Source organism: Flavobacterium maritimum, from assembly GCF_040049085.1.
Classification (GTDB): Bacteria; Bacteroidota; Bacteroidia; order Flavobacteriales; family Flavobacteriaceae; genus Flavobacterium; species Flavobacterium maritimum.
In genome coordinates, this window is the sequence record NZ_JBDLZY010000004.1 from 87,837 (window position 1) to 105,681 (window position 17,845).

The window sequence follows — 17,845 nt, forward strand, 5'->3', positions numbered from 1 at the left end:
CTGCTATTTATGAAATTAACCAGATGAATCGGATTTTTAGGAATTTCAGCAAGAGATGGATTGTGATGCATTCATGAATTTTAAACCAGAAAGGGGACATTGACGGACATTTTTTTCTTGAATTAATACTTTGAATTTCATTCCCATATCCATTAAAAGCCTGTAGTTAATAACTGATTCCTGTATGGCTTGCATTAAATTTTCCTTAGTATTCAATAAAGCTTTATTTTGATATTCTTTGATACCAAGATCTAATAGGAAAGAGGCTTGTTCTGTTATTCCACAGCAATGGAGTCCGTTTTTCTGTCCCCAGTAGGATAAAGCCGAAAAATTTATATGGGTTGTAATATCTTGTTCTCCAATAAATTGATAAGGATTGTCATTTGTGTGGTGTTTATGATAACATAAAAGTGTACCGGAACTTCTATGTTTATCATACAATTCAGAGGAGGTATAGCCATAATCAATTGTAATTACATATCCTTTGTTGATGGATTGGGCGATTTCTTTAATCCATGAAATAGCCTCTAGATTTACTTCGGTGCGAAATCCTTTTGGTAATACTACATCTAATTCGGTAAAATAATTGGTAAGTTCTCTATTGGCCGGTTTTAATACTTCTATAAAACCATCGGAATAATCTACAAAAACTTCCATCAATTGATCTTCCATGACTACTTGATGAACGGAAAAGTTATCAACCAGTTCATTAGATAAAACACAACCGTTAATTTCCGGAATTTCTTGAATGGAGTTGTACCAATTTACTTTTTCTGTTAAGAGCATTTTTTGCCTTTCTTGCATACCGCTGCTTTTTTCGATAATGCAATAGGATAAATTATCATATAACGAAGAATTGGTTTTAAGGTAATCTAAAATGTCATGACATAATAAACCTGTTCCTGCTCCATATTCAACAATTTGTATCGGTTGTTTTTCTAAGTTTAGCCACATTTCTTCTATTTGGCGACCTATCATGGCTCCAAAAGCATCAGAAAGATTAGCGCTGGTGTAAAAATCACCATCTGCTCCAATTTTACTTTGTGAGGAATTATAATATCCTAAGTCAGGATAATATAAGGCCATTTCCATAAAATCCCGAAAAGATATTGGACCTTCTTTTTGAATTCGTTCCATTATTATATCGGATAATTGCATCGAACTAAAATATTTTTTTTAAAGTTCTTTTTAAAATCTGGAATTATACGACTGCTACAGTTTGCATTGTCCGCTACTTTCTATGCATAACCTTTCTAAGACCTGTGCCGCTTCATTGTCTGAATTTGCCGAAAAACCAGCGACAAAAACACCTTTTTCGCCTGAAGTGGAGGTTATACCGTACACAACTGATTCTTCACTTGGATCAGTATCTCCTTCATAGCGATATACATGTTCTACGGAATAGGCATGTGGATTTGATTTAATAGCTTCTTGTTTAAGATTAAAATCATGGGTGTAACCTTTTTCTTTTAAATCTTCTAAGGCTTCCAAAACAGTGGTATAATGATAGGTTGGTTTCATGATTTCTAGAGGATTAATTGTTATGTTTAAAGGTAACTATTTTATCCTTAACATGTTGTAAAAGGGATGTTAAAGTAAAAGAGCTATTCTTGACAAGCAGTGATTAAGGTTGTATATTTGCACCGCAGACCGCCTTATCGTCGTTCGCTTTTAGCGGAGGGAGGAAAGTCCGGACACCATAGAGAAGCATAGCGGGTAACCCCCGTCGGTTCGAGCAATCGGATTAGGACAAGTGCAACAGAAAGTATGTACAGGTAATGCTGTAGTGAAACCAGGTAAACTCTATGCGGTGAAATATCAAGTATATCAGCATTTAAGGGCTTCTCGTCCGTTGTTGAAGGGTAGATAGCTTGAGCTTATGAGTAATTATAAGTCTAGATAAATGATAAGGCTCCGATTTATCGGGGACAGAATCCGGCTTATAGGTCTGCTTTTTTTTAAAATTACAATTCACATATACTTTTCGATGCAGACAAGAATAGGGATTTTAGGATTGGGTGGAGTAGGCGGCTATTTCGGCGGATTATTGGCCAAAACCTATGCTGAATCCGATTCGATAGAAATTATATTCATTGCTCGGGGCGAAACTCAAAAAGTCATCGCAGCGAATGGATTGCAAATCTTGTCAGATGAGGGAGAAATGACTGTTTTTCCGAATTTGGTTTCGAATAATCCCGAAGAAATCGGAAAACTGGATTATCTTATTTGTGCTACCAAAACCTATGATATTGAGAGCAGTTTACAGTCTGTTAAAAGCTGTATTAATCCTAATACGATCATTCTTCCTCTATACAACGGAGTTGATGCTCCAGAACGCATACAAATCCTGTTTCCTGAAAACATCATATTGCAAGGTTGTGTTTATATCGTTTCGATGATTGTAAGTCCGGGCGTAATTAGAAAAATAGGCTTTTACGAAAAACTGTTTTTTGGTTCTAAAACGGCTTCTGATACCAAGCTCAAAGAATTGCAATCTATTTTCGAAAAGGCTGCTATCGAGAGTTATCTTGTAGCACATATTGAGGAAACAGTTTGGGAAAAATTCATTTTTATTTCGGCTTTAGCTTCAGCAACATCGTTCTTAAACCAAAATATAGGAGGTATTTTAAACAATCCGAGCCATAAAGCAATTTATGTTTCCTTATTGCATGAAATAACAGCTGTAGCTGCCGCAAATGGGCTAGCAATGACCAAAGACATTGTGGAATTGACCATCGTAAAACTGGAGAAATCTCCGCACGAAGCGACTTCATCTATGCATAGAGATTTATTAGCCGGAAGAAATACTGAAGTTGTTTCTTTGACTGAATATGTTGTAAAAGAAGGACTCAAGTTTGGCGTCGCAACCCCCACATATCAGATGATATTAGATAAATTGCTGGGATAAAAGGAACTATTTAGTTTACTATCCTAAATTCCAATCCAATATTTCGAACGCTTTCGATACTTATTCGGGAATCATCTTTAAAATATTTACGGATTTTACTGAGATAAACATCCATACTTCTTCCTGAGAAAAAATCGTCATTGCCCCAAATCGTTTTTAATATTTGTTCTCTTTTTACCATTTGATTTTTATGGGTATAAAAAAAATGAATAAGAGCTGCTTCTTTTTCAGTGAGTTGTTGTGTTATGGTATCGCTTTTCAAGCACAAACGTTTGGTATCAAATACATAATTACCAATTTGTAACTCATCAATTTTTGAAAAAAAAGATGTTTTTTGCTGACTCCTTTTTAAGATATTATTCAAACGTAAAACTAACTCTTCTGCCTCAAACGGCTTTACGATATAATCATCGGCTCCCAATTTTAATCCGATGATTTTGTCTTCCTTTAGCTTTCTGGCGGTTAGGAAAACAAAAGGAATTTCGGGATTGATTTTGATGATTTTTTCGGCAAGTGTAAATCCGTCCATTTTGGGCATCATGACGTCAAAAACACAGATGTCGAAGGTTGTCGTTTGGAAAATATCCAATGCTTCTTCTCCATTTTCTGCCCAGGTGATCTCATATTGGTATAGCTCTAAATATTGTTTAAGAATGCTGGCAAAATCCGAATCATCTTCGGCTAAAAGTACTTTTTTCAATGCGGAATAATTAAACTTTAAACATAATGGTGAATACGGAACCTTTTCCTAAATTACTCATAACGGCAATCGATCCTTGGTGTGCTTTTATGATTTGATTTACATAATACAGCCCTAATCCTAATCCTTTAGCGTTATGCAAATTGCCTTGTTCGACCCTGTAAAATTTATCAAATAATAAGGAATGCTTGCTTTTTGAAATTCCAATTCCATCATCTTTAATACTGATATGAAATTGGTTTTTTTGTATTTCGGTTCTGATAACAATAGTATTACTGCCATATTTTACAGCATTTTCGAGTACATTTAATAATGCTGTAGTTAAATGAAATTTATCTAAAACCAAATTTGTTTCCGCTGTATTGAAATGGGTTTCAATAACTACTTTTGGATAAGCAATCCTAAAATCTGCAACAATGGTATTCAAAAAAGATTCGATGTCAATTTTTTCTTTTTGCAATTCGATTTCGTTTTCACCCAAGGAATTTGCCATGACCTGATCAATCAAACTTTGTAAACGATTGTTTTGGCGTGAAATCGTATGGAGGATGGTGTTGAATTGCATTTCGTTGTCCCGAATGTCTTTTCGTTCCAATATTTTTGTAGAAATCCCCAAAGTTGTCAAAGGGGTTTTGAGTTCATGTGTGATATTATTGATAAAATCAGTTTTGACATCACTCACTTTTTTTTGCTTTATTAAAGCTTTAATGGCAATGACAAAAAGAATTATTAATGTTAGAATAGAAAGGAGTGATAAGAATAAAACCATGCTCATTCTTTTCAGAATAATTGTTTCCCAATCGACTACAGAAACGTACATAGAATCTTCCGTCAGTAATTTATAATCCTGCGTTAGGGAAGAGCCATTTGTTGTATTAACATAATTTCGGACTAAAAAGGCATGGTCTAAAGAAGCTAAATCGCCATACATTTTGTTTTTAATAAAGGGCTTTTCCGAAAAAATTGTATCAGCTTTTTTATGACTGTTATAAATGACAAATTTGTTAAGAACAATGGCGAAATCAATCGAAATATCAGGAAATTCCCTGTCAAATTTAAGCTTCAGTTTACGGGTTAATTCGTCTCTGAATTCATTTTGAAGTAAAGTACTTTTAATATCAAATCTGTTTTTTTTATCCCGAAGATACTTCTCTGCCAATTGTTTAAAAAGCAACTCTTTTTTATTGACAATAGTTGAATCAATATCACTGTAATCATGAGTGATTAGTGCAATTTCATCTTTGATTTCTGTGTGAAATTGGGCTACTTTATAATCATAAGTCGTTTTTACCAAATAACACTGCACAATTGATAAGGCTATCAAAGCGACTACTGAAAGCGAAATTAATAAATTGATCCTTTGTTTCATTTGGTAAAAATTGAATTCAAAAATAATCCTTTTCTAATTCAATTTAACGATTAACTCCGCATTAACCTTCAATTAACTTACAGAGCGAGTATTTAGAATCATTTTTGCAATCGTTCTAACACTATACAATTGAATATTTAAATGAAAAAACTAGGAATTCAAAATGCAATTATTATATTTTGTCTGATAGTACCAGTACTTGGATATGGACAAAATACAACCACAAAAGACAGTATATCCAATAAATTAAACGAAGTAATTGTTAACAGAGAAAAGAAAATGTTTACCAGTAAAAATGGGAATATTAAAGTAGATGTGGCAAATTCGATTCTTAATTCAAATCCCAATACCATAGACCTGCTATCTAAATTGCCTAATATTAAAATTAGTGCCGATAAAGAAGCAATTACGGTAATAGGAAAGGGAAGTCCTTTGATTTATATTGACAATCAAAAAGTAGGAATGAATGATTTGAATACTTTGTCTGTTGATGACATAAAAACCATTGAAATCATCAATAATCCTTCTTCTAAGTATGAAGCAGAAGGAAGGGCGGTTATACTAATTACCAGAAAGTTTAGCAAAAAAGAAGGTTTCCGGACGACTTTATCAGAAGTGGCTACATTCAAAAAATATTTCAATAATTATTTTGGAATTAATTCCAGTCTGAAGAAAAATAAGTTTGAGTTTAAAGTTAATTTTGATTACAATCAACTAAAACTATGGGAAAGCAACGGCAACGATTTTACAATTCCTGATTATAATATAATTTCTAATTATTTAGCAAAAGCGGTTACGATAAGACCTCAATTTATTTTTGGCGGAGGAGTTTTTTATAAAATAAATGAAGAAGATTATCTTAGTTTTAATTTTAATAAAAGAACGCAAAAGGATACTTTTGAGATTATTACTGATACATATAATCAGCAAGAAAATACAATAGATAATAGTATTACATTTAATGAAAATGACCAATCCAGAGATTTTTCAAATGGGTTTGTAAACTACAATCATAAAATAAAAAGTATCGATGCAGTATTGTTTTCTGGTTTTCAATATTCAAATTACAGGCAACAAACAGAAAGTGTGATTTCAAATAATTTTAATAATTCAGGTTTTGAATTGTCTCAGAACAGAAATCAAAAGTTTGTTGTTGATGTTTTTTCGGGAAGAACAGATTTTGAGAAAAAGTTTAAAAATGAAATGAAGTTGGAACTGGGGGCTCTTTATCTTCAGGCAAATTCGAATACAGACTTTTTTGTAGAAAATTTAAATCCAAGCAGTACTATTAAATCTCAATATAATTATAAAGAGACTAACATTGGTGTTTATTCACAAGTTTCAGGAGGTATAAAAAAAATAAATTATTCCTTTGGATTGAGAGCTGAAAACACGCTTGCTAGAGGAAAGTATGATTCGGAAAGTGCATTATCAATTGATAAAAACTACATCAATTTTTTTCCTAAATCCCTAATCGAATTTCAAATTGACAGTACTAATACGATTACATTTAATTATGCCAAAAGTATAACAAGACCAAACTTCTCCACAACGAGCCAAATGTCGACTTATATAAATCCATATTTTGTATGGTCTAATAATATCAATCTTGACCCAACGATTATAGATGAAGTGAGCACAAGTTATACATATAAAGATAAAACAGTAAGGATGAGTTACAGCAAAATTGTCAATCCGGTTTACTATAGTTCTTCTTATGATGCCAACCAGAATTTGTTGTTTTTTAAAACTACAAATTTTGAAAAAGAAACAAGCTTGAATTTAGAATTTACAATTCCATTTCAATATAAATTTTGGACCACAACCAATACTTTAAATTTTGCCTTGAGTAAAATTGAAGATAAACAAGCCATCGTAAATGATGTTAAACCGTATTTGTATTACTATTCCAATCATTTATTCCACTTACCAAAAGAAATAGAAATATCATTAACAGGTTGGGGGCTAACCAAACAACAGCAAGGAGTTTTTGAAAGAAGTGCTTTATTTACGGTAGATTTTGCGATTTCTAAAACTATTTTTAAGCATTTAGATTGTACCATAAGCTATAATGATATTTTCAGACAGATGAAATTTCATGAAAACTTTGCCATAAACAACATTTCAGCAAAAGGGATTTATTATACCGATTCTAATTTGGTTTCCTTTTCTATGAAATATTCTTTTGGAAAAATAAAAGAAACTGAATTTAAAGAGAAAAACATAGATGAAAATTCGAGCAGAATACGATAAAGAAAGTATTTCTTAGGCTGTAAAAAGAAAACCTCTTGGTGATCCAAGAGGTTTTTGTTTATAAATATGTGACAATGAAATCAATGATTACTCTTCTTCAAAACTGTTTTGAACAGATTCATTATTTACTTCTTCATCCTCATCCGAATTCAACTCGAAGAAACTGAAAATAGAGCCACCATAACTTTTCTTGAAAGAGAAATTAATCATGTGATCCAGTTTGGTATATTTAGAATGTTCAATAATCATCATGCCTTCTTCATTGAGTAATTCTTTTTCGAAAACTGATAAAACAATTTTTTCAAAAGTTTTTTGATCTAAACCATAAGGAGGGTCAGCAAAAATAATATCGTAAGTCGTTTTGTTTTTTTCTAAAAAGGAGAAAACATCGCTTTTTATGGCAGCAATATTAAAATCATATTCTGATGCCACTTGTTTGATGAATTTCACGCAGCCAAAATCAGCATCAACAGAAGTGATTGGAGAGCTGCCTCTTGAGGCAAATTCAAAACTGATATTTCCGGTTCCAGCGAATAAGTCCAATACCTTTAAGCCGTCAAAATTGAAATGGTTATTCAATACATTAAATAATGCTTCTTTAGACATATCGGTGGTAGGTCGAACGGGTAGGCCTTTTGGCGGAAAAATGCGTCTTCCTTTGTATTTTCCTGAAATGATTCTCATGAGTTGAAAAGTATAAAATGATTTCTGTTTTCGGCCTCAGAAAAATAATTGTTCCATCGCAAATCCTCTACATCAATGAGAGAAACGTTACGAATGTATTTGTAAGCTATTTTAAAATAATCACTTTCGGCATCGATATTCCCTATCAGTTCCAATGGAAAATTTTCAGGATTCAAATTCAATTGTTCGGCGGTGAATAAGATGTAATAAAGGAAATCTTCCGGAGTACTGTAATCGAAAGAATTGAATAGTAATAATTTTTGATTTTGAACCACAACAATCTCAAAATGTCCAGAATTGATGTGAATAAACATTTTTTTCTCATCCTTATTTTTGGATGCCACCAACAATTTAGAAACTAAAATACTATTGGCATGTTTGTAATCGAATGAACCAAATTGGTCAATAAAAAAATTATTGATATTCACATACGGAATGTAAACGGTATTCATTTGGTAGTTGCTGATTTCATCAAAAGCGAAAAAATCGGTTTCAAAAACCTTAGTATTATATTGTAAATAACTGCCCAAAAAGTTCTCATCAAAAAGGGCGGTAGGAACAAAAGTAGAAAGATTATTGTTGTGAATCACCAGGATTTCATCGTAAGAATCCTTTAATTCCGGATAATCCCGAAAGGCATCACCAAATAATTCTTCAATTTTAGTCGATTTATGAAAGGTGTCAAAATGAACCTCATTAAACGAAACAACTGTATTATTCAGCGTATCAAAACAACAAAAAGAAAGTCCGGTCAAAGAAACTTGAATGGATAGTTTTTTATATTTTTTTTCGGCAATGTTGGTGTTCATATTGTTTTTTTCTACAACGCAAACTTACAAATTAAAATAGCAATTACAATATCTATAGCAGCGGCAAAAATCAATTTCAATAGCAATGACATTAAAAAAAATAAAATTTAAGAACAAATGCAAAATAGGATAGTTTCCGTAATATTAAAATTGAAATTAGTATTTCAATTGGTATTGATTTTTGTCATTGCCATTGAAATTGATATTGAAATAGCCTTACTTTGCAGTTAAAATATACCAAATGAATTCCTCCCTGTTTTATAGTCTTTTACAAAAAAAGTTCCCGTTTCAGCCAACCTATAAACAGGATATTTTTTTTCAGAAGATTGCTATTTTTTTGACTGAAACAGAAAATAACACCATTTTTGTTCTAAAAGGGTACGCGGGAACGGGAAAAACAACCGTGATTTCTACAATTGTAAACAATTTGATAGAGATTAATAAGAAATATGTTTTATTGGCGCCAACCGGTCGTGCAGCCAAAGTAATTGCTAATTATTCGAATAAACCGGCTTTTACGATTCATAAAAAAATCTATTTCCCCAAGAAATCTTCGGGCGGGGGCGTTTCATTTACTTTGCAACCAAACAAACATAAAAACACCATTTTTATAGTCGATGAGGCTTCGATGATTTCGGACACGAATTCGGATTCTAAAATGTACGAAAATGGCTCTTTATTAGATGATTTGATTTCCTATGTGTATTCTGGAACCAACTGTAAGATGATTTTATTAGGAGACACAGCGCAATTACCACCGGTAAATTTGGATATCAGTCCTGCTTTGGACATACATACCTTAGCGGTTCATTACAATAAAGAAATTGAGCACATTGAACTGGATGAGGTAATGCGTCAAGAAGAAAGTTCGGGGATCTTACACAATGCAACGGAGCTTCGGGAGTTGTTGAAAGATTCCTTTGTTACCGAATTTCAATTTGATGTTAAAAGATTCAAGGATATTGTTCGATTGGTTGATGGTTATGATATTCAGGATGCCATCAATTCGGCCTACAGTAATTATAGTATTGAAGATACCGCTTTTATCGTTCGTTCCAATAAAAGAGCGAATCAATACAATGAACAAATTCGAACCAAAATCCTCGATAAAGAAAGCGAGCTGTCAACAGGCGACTTTCTTATGGTGGTGAAAAATAATTATTTTTGGTTAAAAGATTCTGATGAAGCCGGTTTTATTGCCAATGGTGACATTATCGAAGTACTCGAAATTTTCGGTATTCAGGAATTATACAGTTTTAAGTTTGCCAAAGTAAAAATACGAATGGTCGATTACCCGAACCAGATTCCGTTTGAAACCGTTTTATTATTGGATACGATAAAAAGCGAATCTCCTTCCTTGACTTATGAAGAATCGAATCGATTGTACCAGGAAGTATTGAAAGATTATGAAGGCGAAACCAAGTTTAAACAATTCCAAAAAGTAAAAGCCAACGAGTATTTCAATGGGCTGCAAGTGAAATTTTCATATGCGATAACTTGTCATAAATCGCAAGGTGGGCAATGGAATACTGTTTTTATAGAACAACCATATCTACCCAACGGTATTGATACAGATTACATACGATGGTTATATACGGCTATGACCCGAGCCAAAAATAAATTATATTTGATAGGTTTTAAAGATGAGAGTTTTGTGGAGTAACTTCCCCTAATGGCATTTGAATTACTGACGCGATTTATCTCGTCTATCTTAATTAAAAATGAATAGTATAAAAAATAGAACTTTGCGACTTCGTGTTTTCGCAGTAAAAAACAAATAAAAATGAAAATAATAGCTGTCATTCCCGCGCGTTATGCTTCCACACGATTTCCGGCCAAATTGATGCAGGATTTGGGAGGCAAAACAGTCATTTTAAGAACATATGAAGCCGCCGTAAACACGCATTTATTTGATGATGTTTTTGTGGTAACCGATTCAGATTTAATTTATGACGAAATTGTTTCTCATGGAGGAAAAGCCATCCGAAGCATAAAGGAACACGAGTCGGGCAGTGATCGAATTGCTGAAGCGATTGAACATTTAGATGTATCTGTTGTGGTCAATGTGCAGGGCGACGAACCTTTTATAGATGTAGAGCCTCTGACAAAATTAATCGAAGTTTTTAGGCATGATTCGACCAAACAAGTCGATTTGGCTTCTTTAATGCGTGAAATAAAAAATGAAAACGAAATCCACAACCCTAATAATGTGAAAGTGGTGGTAGATCAAAACGGTTTTGCGTTGTATTTTTCACGTTCAGTGATTCCTTATCCAAGAGAGAAAAATGTAGGTGTTCGCTATTTCCAACACATTGGGATATATGCTTTTAGAAAACAGGCCTTATTGGATTTTTATAATTTACCGATGAAATCATTGGAAGCATCCGAAAAATTGGAACAATTGCGTTATCTGGAATTTGGGAAACGAATCAAAATGGTGGAAACCACACATATCGGAATCGGAATTGACACACCGGAAGATTTAGAAAAAGCAAGGAAAATGCTTTGATAAAAGTTAACTCATAAAAAAACTCCAATAGTAGTATTGGAGTTTTTTTATGTCAGTTTTTCAATAACAATTAATTCATTGTGAACTTCAATTCTTGGAATGGTCTTAATTCTGAAATGATCTTCATGAAATTCAGATACATATTTTTTATTTCTGAGATTGTCTTTTTCTGTCAGTAGCATGGTATTAAAGAGTACAAAACCATTACTTTTTAAAAGAAAGCAAATGCGACTGATAAAAAAATCTTCGAATAAAAAATTGGGCATGGTGATGTCCTGAAAAATATCAATAATAATAAGGTTGTATTTTGCTTTGGTTTTCAAAACAAATTCAAAGGCGTCATCAATTATAATTTCCAGATTTTTTATTTCATTCAATTTAAAATAGTTGTTGGCTACCTTAATTATGTCCGAATCAATTTCAACACCGGTAATTTTCCCTTGGTATTTTATTTCGTCTACCAATGTTTTGACAACACTTCCGCCGGCAACTCCCAAAACTAAAATATGGTCCATGGGCACAATTTTGTCATAGCCAATATTTTTTAATCCAATTCTCAAAATACGCTGTAAACTGCCATAAGAATAATTAGCGTTTTCAGAATCTAAAACCAGCTCTCCGTTTGCCCAGGTTACTTCAATAGATTTGCTCAGGGCCGATTTAGCTTCATAAATTTTAATAGGGTAAAGGTAGCTGAATATTTTTTTAATCATGGAAGGCAGTTTTTCTCAAAAATAAGATATAAATTATTTATTTTGTAAGAAATACTAAAAGAATGAAGAAACAAATTTACAAGTGGATATTTTATAAGCTGATGGGGTGGAAGATTGAAGGTTCTATTGATCCGGATATCAAGAAGTGCGTGATGATGGTGATGCCGCATACCAGTGCACACGATTTTTACTTGGGAATTTTTACCAGAGGGATTGTAGACTTGGAGATGCATTGGGTGGGGAAGAAAGAATTGTTTCGTTTTCCTTTTGGATTTTATTTCAAATATATGGGCGGAGCTCCTTTGGATCGTTCCGGAGGTTTAAATAAAGTAGATTCTATTGCATCCATTTTTAGCAAAAGAGATGTTTTCCGTTTGGCGGTCGCTCCTGAGGGTACACGAAAAAAAGTAAACGAACTTAAAACGGGATTTTATTATATTGCTTTAAAAGCAAATGTTCCCATAATTCCGGTTGCATTTGATTTTGGAAAAAAAGTAGTGAAGATTGGAAGTCCGTTAATGCCTTCCGGAAATATAGAAGCCGACATGCTTATTTTGAAAAAGCATTATAAAGGAGTGAAAGGAAAAATTCCTGAAAAGGGATTTGAACTTTAAATTGAATTTTCGCAGTTTTATTTTTTAAGATTGTAAACACACTTCTAAAAAAACAAAATAATTTCTAACTAGGATTAAAAACCCTAAAAGTTCCATTTTTATAAAAGAAGACAATTTTTTCTACTTCGCTTGAAGTGGAGTGGTTTTCTATATTTTGAAATTCCTGTTTTTGAATTTCTTGTTTTGGTATTTCCACCGAAGTTCGAATCGGTGTATTTTGTATTTCTGAAAATAAATTTTCAGGAATCATTTCTTCTTTGGGAGGAAGTGGGCTAGGAATATTGGGTTGTAATAATTCCTCAAAAACGGTTTCCTTTTTCTCAACTCTTTCAATAATTTTTTCAGTGCTTTTTGGAAAAGAACCTTTGCCAATTAAAATCCAATACAAATCTACTTCCGGGAAAACCTCCGAAATTTTCAAAATAAAATCCAGACTTGGTTTATTTCTCCCAGAAAGGAGGTGAGACAAACTAGAGCGTTGCACCCCAATTTTGTCTGCAAAAGAAGAGGCGTTCAGACCATAATAATCGAGTATAAGTTCCAGTCTTTTTATAAAATCTTCTATGTTTACCATTGTAAATTATGTTTGAAATAAGTCGGTTTACAAATGTAATTAAAATATTTCAAAGCACCAAAATTACAAATGTAAATGGGAAAATTAGTGAGATTTAATTGAAAGTATCGGTGAATATAGAAATACATAAAACACTGATAAATAAACATCTAAATACATAAATGTAAATAGGTGACAAATGTTAACTAAAACACTAGATAAAAGACTTTTTTCAAATAAAAGACTGTTTACAGTATTAAAAAATGCATCAAAAAACCTGTTTACAATTGTAAATATAAAGATGTTTACTTTTGTAAATCAAAATTAATAGTATGAATTTAGAAGAATTATTCGGTCAATTTAAGGAGCAATCCATTCAAGGTCGTTATATCACTGTGAAAGATATTGAACCTATATTACAAAAATTAAACACCGATAATCAGGTGAGAATTATTGGAAAGTCAGTACTTGAAAAACCAATTTATCTCTATCAAATCGGTAAAGGTGAAACAAGAATTTTTCTTTGGTCACAAATGCACGGAAACGAAAGCACTACCACTAAAGCTCTTTTTGACTTTATAAATCTCTTAAATAGCGGTTCTGAGCTTGCGGATAAATTACTGGATACGTTTACTTTTTGCTGTATTCCGATGTTAAATCCTGATGGAGCTACGTTATATACGCGTGAGAATGCCAATAAAGTGGATTTAAATCGCGATTCACAGGATTTGACGCAGCCTGAAAGCAAACTGTTACGAGAAACTTTTGAGTCGTTTAAACCTCATTATTGTTATAATCTACATGATCAGCGAACTATTTTTGGGGTAGGAGATTCTGGAAAACCAGCAACTTTGTCCTTTTTAGCACCTGCTTATAATGAAGAAAGGGAGATTAATGAGTCCCGATTGAAGGCGATTAACCTAATTGCGGGGATAAATGAAGTTTTACAACAATATATACCAAATCAAATTGGGCGTTTTGATGATTCTTTCAATATAAATTGCATTGGAGATACATTCCAGTATCTGGGAGCGCCTACTTTATTGTTTGAAGCAGGGCATTTTCCAAATGATTATCAGAGGGAGGAAACTCGAAAATATGTTTTCATGGCCTTGTTGTCGAGTTTTACTCTACTTAGCGAAAACGATATAGTTAGCAATGGAATTAATAAATATTTGAATATTTCACAAAATAAAGTCGTTTTTTATGATTTTATGTATAAAAATGTCAAGATAAATTATGATGGTATCGAAATAATCACCAATTTTGCAGCTCAATACAAAGAAGAATTGGTTGACGGTCAAATTTGTTTTAATGCTTACATTACACAAATTGGAGATTTAGAAAATCATTTCGGTCATTTTGAATATGACGCTAAAGGCGCTTCCTATAGAGATGACCATGATAATTTTCCGAAATTAGGCCAAAAAGCTAATTTTTACTTAGATAATAACATAAATTTTGTTAACGGATTGATAAAAATTTAATTTTAATATCGATTTATTGATTTTTATGTATATTTTTACACTTTGTTATAAATAATTAATAATACTAATTGGAGAATTATGAGTAAATTTCGTTTAGATGAAGTAGATCACCAGATTTTAGATATGTTGATAGACAACACAAGAGTTCCTTTCACGGATATTGCAAAAAAATTATTAATTTCCGCAGGAACGGTTCATGTCAGAGTAAAAAAAATGGAAGATGCCGGTATTATTATGGGTTCTTCATTAGTGCTTGATTATGATAAATTGGGCTATTCGTTTATCGCTTATGTTGGTGTTTTTCTTAATAATACGTCTCAAACTAAATTTGTTTTGGAACGAATTAATGAAATTCCATTTGTAACAGTTGCTTCTGTTACTACAGGTAAATTCAATATTTTTTGCAAAATCAGAGCAAAAGATACTAAGCATGCAAAGGATGTAATCTTCATGATTGACGATATCGATGGTGTTTACAGAACAGAAACTATGATTTCGCTTGAAGAAAGCATAAATGATAAGAAGCGATTGATGCATACTATATTTAAAAATATGTAATATTATCTTGAACGCTATATAAAAATATAACCTCAAGTTAATTCTTGGGGTTTTTTTATGAGAGATTAACTAAATTAACCAACTATAACAGAATTATGTACACGCTCCCTAAAATTGAACGTTTTAACCAAGACGTTCTTTCTAAATATTATATTTATAACAGTGTGTTTATCACATTGCCTTTTGATTCCATTGATAATACAGGGGTTTTACTGCCTTTATTTACAGATATTTGCGAAACTGGATTCAAAAAACAGGAGACACCGGGTGAAATTGTCGATTATTTTGCTCAAAAATATTTACATTCAGATTTAGAAGAGGATAAAATTGACTTAATGTTCCGTTTTATTCAATATATAGAACGACAAATTGTATTGTTTGATGCTATTGAAGACGCTGCTTTTCCGGTAGTTAACAATATGGAAGGTAGAGGTTCTCTTCGAGATATCAAGGAAAAATCAGACGTAAAGAACAATAAAGAAGAGTTAATTGATTTTTTAGAAAATTTCAATGTAAGAACGGTTCTAACGGCTCACCCAACGCAGTTTTACCCAGGCGCAGTACTTGGGATCATCCATGATTTGACTGATGCTATCCGTAAAAATAATTTACTGGATATCAAGCGATTGTTAGCACAATTAGGAAAAACACCTTTTATTCAAAACGAAAAACCAAATCCTTTTGACGAGGCGGTAAGTTTGATCTGGTATCTAGAAAATGTGTTTTATGAAACTGCCGGAGAGATGGTGCATTATCTAGAAAAGAATGTATTTGACGGGAATTCCATTAGTAATCAATTAATCAAACTTGGTTTTTGGCCAGGAGGAGATAGAGACGGAAATCCGTTCGTTACTACAGAGATTACACTGAAAGTCGCAGAGCGTTTGAGAACCTCAATATTGAAGTGTTATTACATTGAAATTAGAAGTTTAAAGCGTAAGTTAACGTTTTCAGGTGTAGATGTTTTGGTATTGGAACTGGAACAAAAACTTTATCGTTCTGTTTTTTATTCTAAAGGGGAAATTTATATCACTTTAGACGAATTTAAAACACAATTAAACAAGATAAGATCAATTATTATCGAGCAACATCAGTCTTTGTATTTGGATGAATTGGAAGCTTTACTTATCAAAGTGAATTTATTTGGATTTCATTTTGCTACTTTAGATATCCGTCAAAACAGTAAAATACATGATGCTGTTTTTAATGATGTTGTCCAATACTATTTGAATTCAAATTCAGATGTTTTTCCTAAGAATTATTTTGAATTAACCGAAGCTGAAAAGTTTGAGGTGTTGAATAAAGCAAATGGAAATCTGGATTCAAATGTCTTTGATAACGAAATGACCAGATCTACAATTGAGTCTATTCAGGCTATTAGATCAATACAGGAAAAGAATGGAGAGTTTGGTGCTAACCGTTATATCATCAGTAATAATGAAAGCGCGCTTAATGTAATGGAGACTTTTGCTCTTTTCCGATTGAGTGATTGGGAAAATCCATCTGTTGATATTATTCCGCTTTTTGAATCAGTAGATGACTTGCAAAATGCTCATGCTATTATGGAGAAATTGTATACTAATCCAGTGTATGCGAATCATTTGGTTAATAGAAATATGAAGCAAACGATCATGCTTGGTTTTTCTGATGGTACAAAAGATGGTGGTTATTTGATGGCCAACTGGAGTATCTATAAAGCAAAAGAAGAATTGACAGAAATTTCAAGAAAATATGGCATTAAAGCCATTTTCTTTGATGGTCGTGGAGGACCGCCGGCTCGCGGAGGTGGAAAAACACATAAATTCTATGCTTCATTGGGACCAAACATTGAAAATAATGAGATTCAGATTACTATTCAAGGTCAGACAATTAGCTCGAATTTCGGAACTTTAGATTCCTGTCGTTATAATTTAGAGAATTTATTGAGTGCCGGAGTTACTAATCAGGTTTTTAACAAAGGACAAAATAAATTGAGCGCTGATGAGAAAGAAATTTTAGATCAATTAGCGGATCTTGGATACGATAAGTATTTGAGTTTCAAGAATCATCCAAAATTTATTCCTTATTTGGAACAAATGAGTACGTTGAAGTATTATGCTAAAACAAATATTGGTAGCCGTCCTTCTAAAAGAAGTAAATCAGAACAGTTAGATTTTGCTGATTTAAGAGCAATTCCGTTTGTTGGATCTTGGAGTCAATTAAAACAAAATGTACCAGGGTTTTTTGGAGTAGGTTCTGCATTAAAACATTTTGAAGATACAGACCAATGGGATAAAGTTCAGGATTTATATAATAACTCTTTATTTGTTAAAACCTTATTGGAAAATAGTATGATGTCTTTGGCTAAATCATTTTTTCCATTGACAGCCTACATGAGAAAAGATCCTGAATTTGGGGATTTTTGGCAAATTATTTATGACGAATTTTTAGAAACCAAGCGATTGTTGTTGAAAATTGCTGGTCATAATGAATTAATGGAGAACTATCCTGATGGTATAGCTTCTATTCAAGTAAGAGAGCGTATCGTATTGCCATTGTTGACAATACAACAATATGCTTTAACTAAAATTAATGAATTGAATAAAGAAGAGAACCCAGATGAGAGTTTAATAAAAGTCTACGAAAAGATTGTTACCCGATCACTTTTCGGAAATACAAATGCCAGTAGAAATTCGGCTTAAGTAAGTT

Annotated in this window: 16 protein-coding genes and 1 other RNA gene; 9 read left to right on the forward strand and 8 right to left on the reverse strand. The window is 32.5% G+C overall.

Annotated features, from left to right (window positions below):
- Positions 1–45: 45 nt before the first annotated feature.
- Together ABEB23_RS09740 and ABEB23_RS09745 are read right to left on the reverse strand one after the other, a co-directional pair.
- Positions 46–1,158 (reverse strand): class I SAM-dependent methyltransferase, encoded by a 1,113-nt coding sequence (locus ABEB23_RS09740; protein ID WP_348812405.1) that lies wholly within the window; start codon positions 1,156–1,158, stop codon positions 46–48.
- Positions 1,159–1,212: 54 nt separating this feature from the next.
- Positions 1,213–1,521 carry a hypothetical protein gene (locus ABEB23_RS09745; RefSeq protein WP_348812406.1) on the reverse strand — a complete coding sequence of 103 codons (309 nt, stop codon included), beginning with the start codon at positions 1,519–1,521 and terminating at the stop codon, positions 1,213–1,215.
- Positions 1,522–1,642: 121 nt separating this feature from the next.
- Here ABEB23_RS09745 and rnpB point away from each other — a divergent pair.
- An RNA gene (gene rnpB / locus ABEB23_RS09750) (RNase P RNA component class A) lies at positions 1,643–1,959 on the forward strand.
- 28 nt (positions 1,960–1,987) lie between these two features.
- Positions 1,988–2,908 (forward strand): ketopantoate reductase family protein, encoded by a 921-nt coding sequence (locus ABEB23_RS09755; protein WP_348812407.1) that lies wholly within the window; start codon positions 1,988–1,990, stop codon positions 2,906–2,908.
- A gap of 10 nt (positions 2,909–2,918) precedes the next feature.
- Here ABEB23_RS09755 and ABEB23_RS09760 read toward each other — a convergent pair whose 3' ends face one another.
- Both ABEB23_RS09760 and ABEB23_RS09765 read right to left on the reverse strand, forming a co-directional pair.
- Positions 2,919–3,608: a response regulator transcription factor gene (locus ABEB23_RS09760; protein WP_348812408.1), complete on the reverse strand. Its 690-nt coding sequence runs from the start codon at positions 3,606–3,608 to the stop codon at positions 2,919–2,921.
- Between the two features lie 10 nt (positions 3,609–3,618).
- Positions 3,619–4,977, reverse strand: coding sequence for a sensor histidine kinase (locus ABEB23_RS09765; RefSeq protein WP_348812409.1), 1,359 nt, complete (start codon positions 4,975–4,977; stop codon positions 3,619–3,621).
- A 141-nt stretch (positions 4,978–5,118) separates the two neighbouring features.
- On the opposite strand from ABEB23_RS09765, the gene ABEB23_RS09770 reads away from it, so the two are divergent.
- Positions 5,119–7,230: a TonB-dependent receptor domain-containing protein gene (locus tag ABEB23_RS09770; RefSeq protein WP_348812410.1), complete on the forward strand. Its 2,112-nt coding sequence runs from the start codon at positions 5,119–5,121 to the stop codon at positions 7,228–7,230.
- Positions 7,231–7,317: 87 nt separating this feature from the next.
- On the opposite strand, the gene ABEB23_RS09775 is transcribed toward ABEB23_RS09770, so the two are convergent.
- Entirely contained in the window at positions 7,318–7,914 is a 597-nt protein-coding gene (locus tag ABEB23_RS09775; protein WP_348812411.1) for an RsmD family RNA methyltransferase, read from the reverse strand.
- On the reverse strand, positions 7,911–8,723 hold the full coding sequence (locus ABEB23_RS09780) for a DUF3822 family protein (protein ID WP_348812412.1): 813 nt from the start codon (positions 8,721–8,723) through the stop codon (positions 7,911–7,913). Before ABEB23_RS09780 ends, ABEB23_RS09775 begins: the two co-directional genes overlap by 4 nt.
- A 241-nt stretch (positions 8,724–8,964) precedes the next feature.
- On the opposite strand from ABEB23_RS09780, the gene ABEB23_RS09785 reads away from it, so the two are divergent.
- Together ABEB23_RS09785 and kdsB are read left to right on the forward strand one after the other, a co-directional pair.
- A complete protein-coding gene (locus tag ABEB23_RS09785) occupies positions 8,965–10,386 on the forward strand; it encodes an ATP-dependent DNA helicase (RefSeq protein ID WP_348812413.1) in 1,422 nt (473 codons plus the stop codon).
- Positions 10,387–10,506: 120 nt separating this feature from the next.
- Entirely contained in the window at positions 10,507–11,232 is a 726-nt protein-coding gene (gene kdsB, locus ABEB23_RS09790; RefSeq protein ID WP_348812414.1) for a 3-deoxy-manno-octulosonate cytidylyltransferase, read from the forward strand.
- Positions 11,233–11,279: 47 nt separating this feature from the next.
- Here the strand turns inward: kdsB and ABEB23_RS09795 are convergent, their stop codons facing one another.
- Positions 11,280–11,945: a spermidine synthase gene (locus tag ABEB23_RS09795; RefSeq protein ID WP_348812415.1), complete on the reverse strand. Its 666-nt coding sequence runs from the start codon at positions 11,943–11,945 to the stop codon at positions 11,280–11,282.
- 62 nt (positions 11,946–12,007) lie between these two features.
- On the opposite strand from ABEB23_RS09795, the gene ABEB23_RS09800 reads away from it, so the two are divergent.
- Positions 12,008–12,559, forward strand: coding sequence for a 1-acyl-sn-glycerol-3-phosphate acyltransferase (locus ABEB23_RS09800; protein WP_348812416.1), 552 nt, complete (start codon positions 12,008–12,010; stop codon positions 12,557–12,559).
- Between the two features lie 64 nt (positions 12,560–12,623).
- Here the strand turns inward: ABEB23_RS09800 and ABEB23_RS09805 are convergent, their stop codons facing one another.
- Complete coding sequence (locus tag ABEB23_RS09805; protein WP_348812417.1) at positions 12,624–13,133, reverse strand: helix-turn-helix domain-containing protein; 510 nt, start codon at positions 13,131–13,133, stop codon at positions 12,624–12,626.
- Positions 13,134–13,444: 311 nt separating this feature from the next.
- On the opposite strand from ABEB23_RS09805, the gene ABEB23_RS09810 reads away from it, so the two are divergent.
- The 3 genes from ABEB23_RS09810 (at position 13,445) to ABEB23_RS09820 (ending at position 17,838) form a co-directional block, all read left to right on the forward strand.
- The gene (locus ABEB23_RS09810) at positions 13,445–14,599 is read left to right on the forward strand and encodes a M14 family metallopeptidase (protein ID WP_348812418.1); all 1,155 of its coding nucleotides are present in this window, start codon (positions 13,445–13,447) and stop codon (positions 14,597–14,599) included.
- 78 nt (positions 14,600–14,677) lie between these two features.
- On the forward strand, positions 14,678–15,157 hold the full coding sequence (locus ABEB23_RS09815) for an Lrp/AsnC family transcriptional regulator (protein ID WP_072943262.1): 480 nt from the start codon (positions 14,678–14,680) through the stop codon (positions 15,155–15,157).
- A gap of 95 nt (positions 15,158–15,252) precedes the next feature.
- On the forward strand, positions 15,253–17,838 hold the full coding sequence (locus tag ABEB23_RS09820; RefSeq protein WP_348812419.1) for a phosphoenolpyruvate carboxylase: 2,586 nt from the start codon (positions 15,253–15,255) through the stop codon (positions 17,836–17,838).
- Positions 17,839–17,845: the final 7 nt, after the last annotated feature.

What these genes read in the sequence shown, in the direction of transcription:
- ABEB23_RS09740 (WP_348812405.1), bottom strand. Translation starts at nt 1,158, where the DNA reads ATGCAATTATCCGATATAATAATGGAACGAATTCAAAAAGAAGGTCCA.
- ABEB23_RS09780 (WP_348812412.1), bottom strand. Translation starts at nt 8,723, where the DNA reads ATGAACACCAACATTGCCGAAAAAAAATATAAAAAACTATCCATTCAA.
- ABEB23_RS09745 (WP_348812406.1), bottom strand. Translation starts at nt 1,521, where the DNA reads ATGAAACCAACCTATCATTATACCACTGTTTTGGAAGCCTTAGAAGAT.
- ABEB23_RS09805 (WP_348812417.1), bottom strand. Translation starts at nt 13,133, where the DNA reads ATGGTAAACATAGAAGATTTTATAAAAAGACTGGAACTTATACTCGAT.
- ABEB23_RS09755 (WP_348812407.1), top strand. Translation starts at nt 1,988, where the DNA reads ATGCAGACAAGAATAGGGATTTTAGGATTGGGTGGAGTAGGCGGCTAT.
- ABEB23_RS09795 (WP_348812415.1), bottom strand. Translation starts at nt 11,945, where the DNA reads ATGATTAAAAAAATATTCAGCTACCTTTACCCTATTAAAATTTATGAA.
- ABEB23_RS09810 (WP_348812418.1), top strand. Translation starts at nt 13,445, where the DNA reads ATGAATTTAGAAGAATTATTCGGTCAATTTAAGGAGCAATCCATTCAA.
- ABEB23_RS09800 (WP_348812416.1), top strand. Translation starts at nt 12,008, where the DNA reads ATGAAGAAACAAATTTACAAGTGGATATTTTATAAGCTGATGGGGTGG.
- ABEB23_RS09820 (WP_348812419.1), top strand. Translation starts at nt 15,253, where the DNA reads ATGTACACGCTCCCTAAAATTGAACGTTTTAACCAAGACGTTCTTTCT.
- ABEB23_RS09785 (WP_348812413.1), top strand. Translation starts at nt 8,965, where the DNA reads ATGAATTCCTCCCTGTTTTATAGTCTTTTACAAAAAAAGTTCCCGTTT.
- ABEB23_RS09765 (WP_348812409.1), bottom strand. Translation starts at nt 4,977, where the DNA reads ATGAAACAAAGGATCAATTTATTAATTTCGCTTTCAGTAGTCGCTTTG.
- kdsB (WP_348812414.1), top strand. Translation starts at nt 10,507, where the DNA reads ATGAAAATAATAGCTGTCATTCCCGCGCGTTATGCTTCCACACGATTT.
- ABEB23_RS09770 (WP_348812410.1), top strand. Translation starts at nt 5,119, where the DNA reads ATGAAAAAACTAGGAATTCAAAATGCAATTATTATATTTTGTCTGATA.
- ABEB23_RS09815 (WP_072943262.1), top strand. Translation starts at nt 14,678, where the DNA reads ATGAGTAAATTTCGTTTAGATGAAGTAGATCACCAGATTTTAGATATG.
- ABEB23_RS09775 (WP_348812411.1), bottom strand. Translation starts at nt 7,914, where the DNA reads ATGAGAATCATTTCAGGAAAATACAAAGGAAGACGCATTTTTCCGCCA.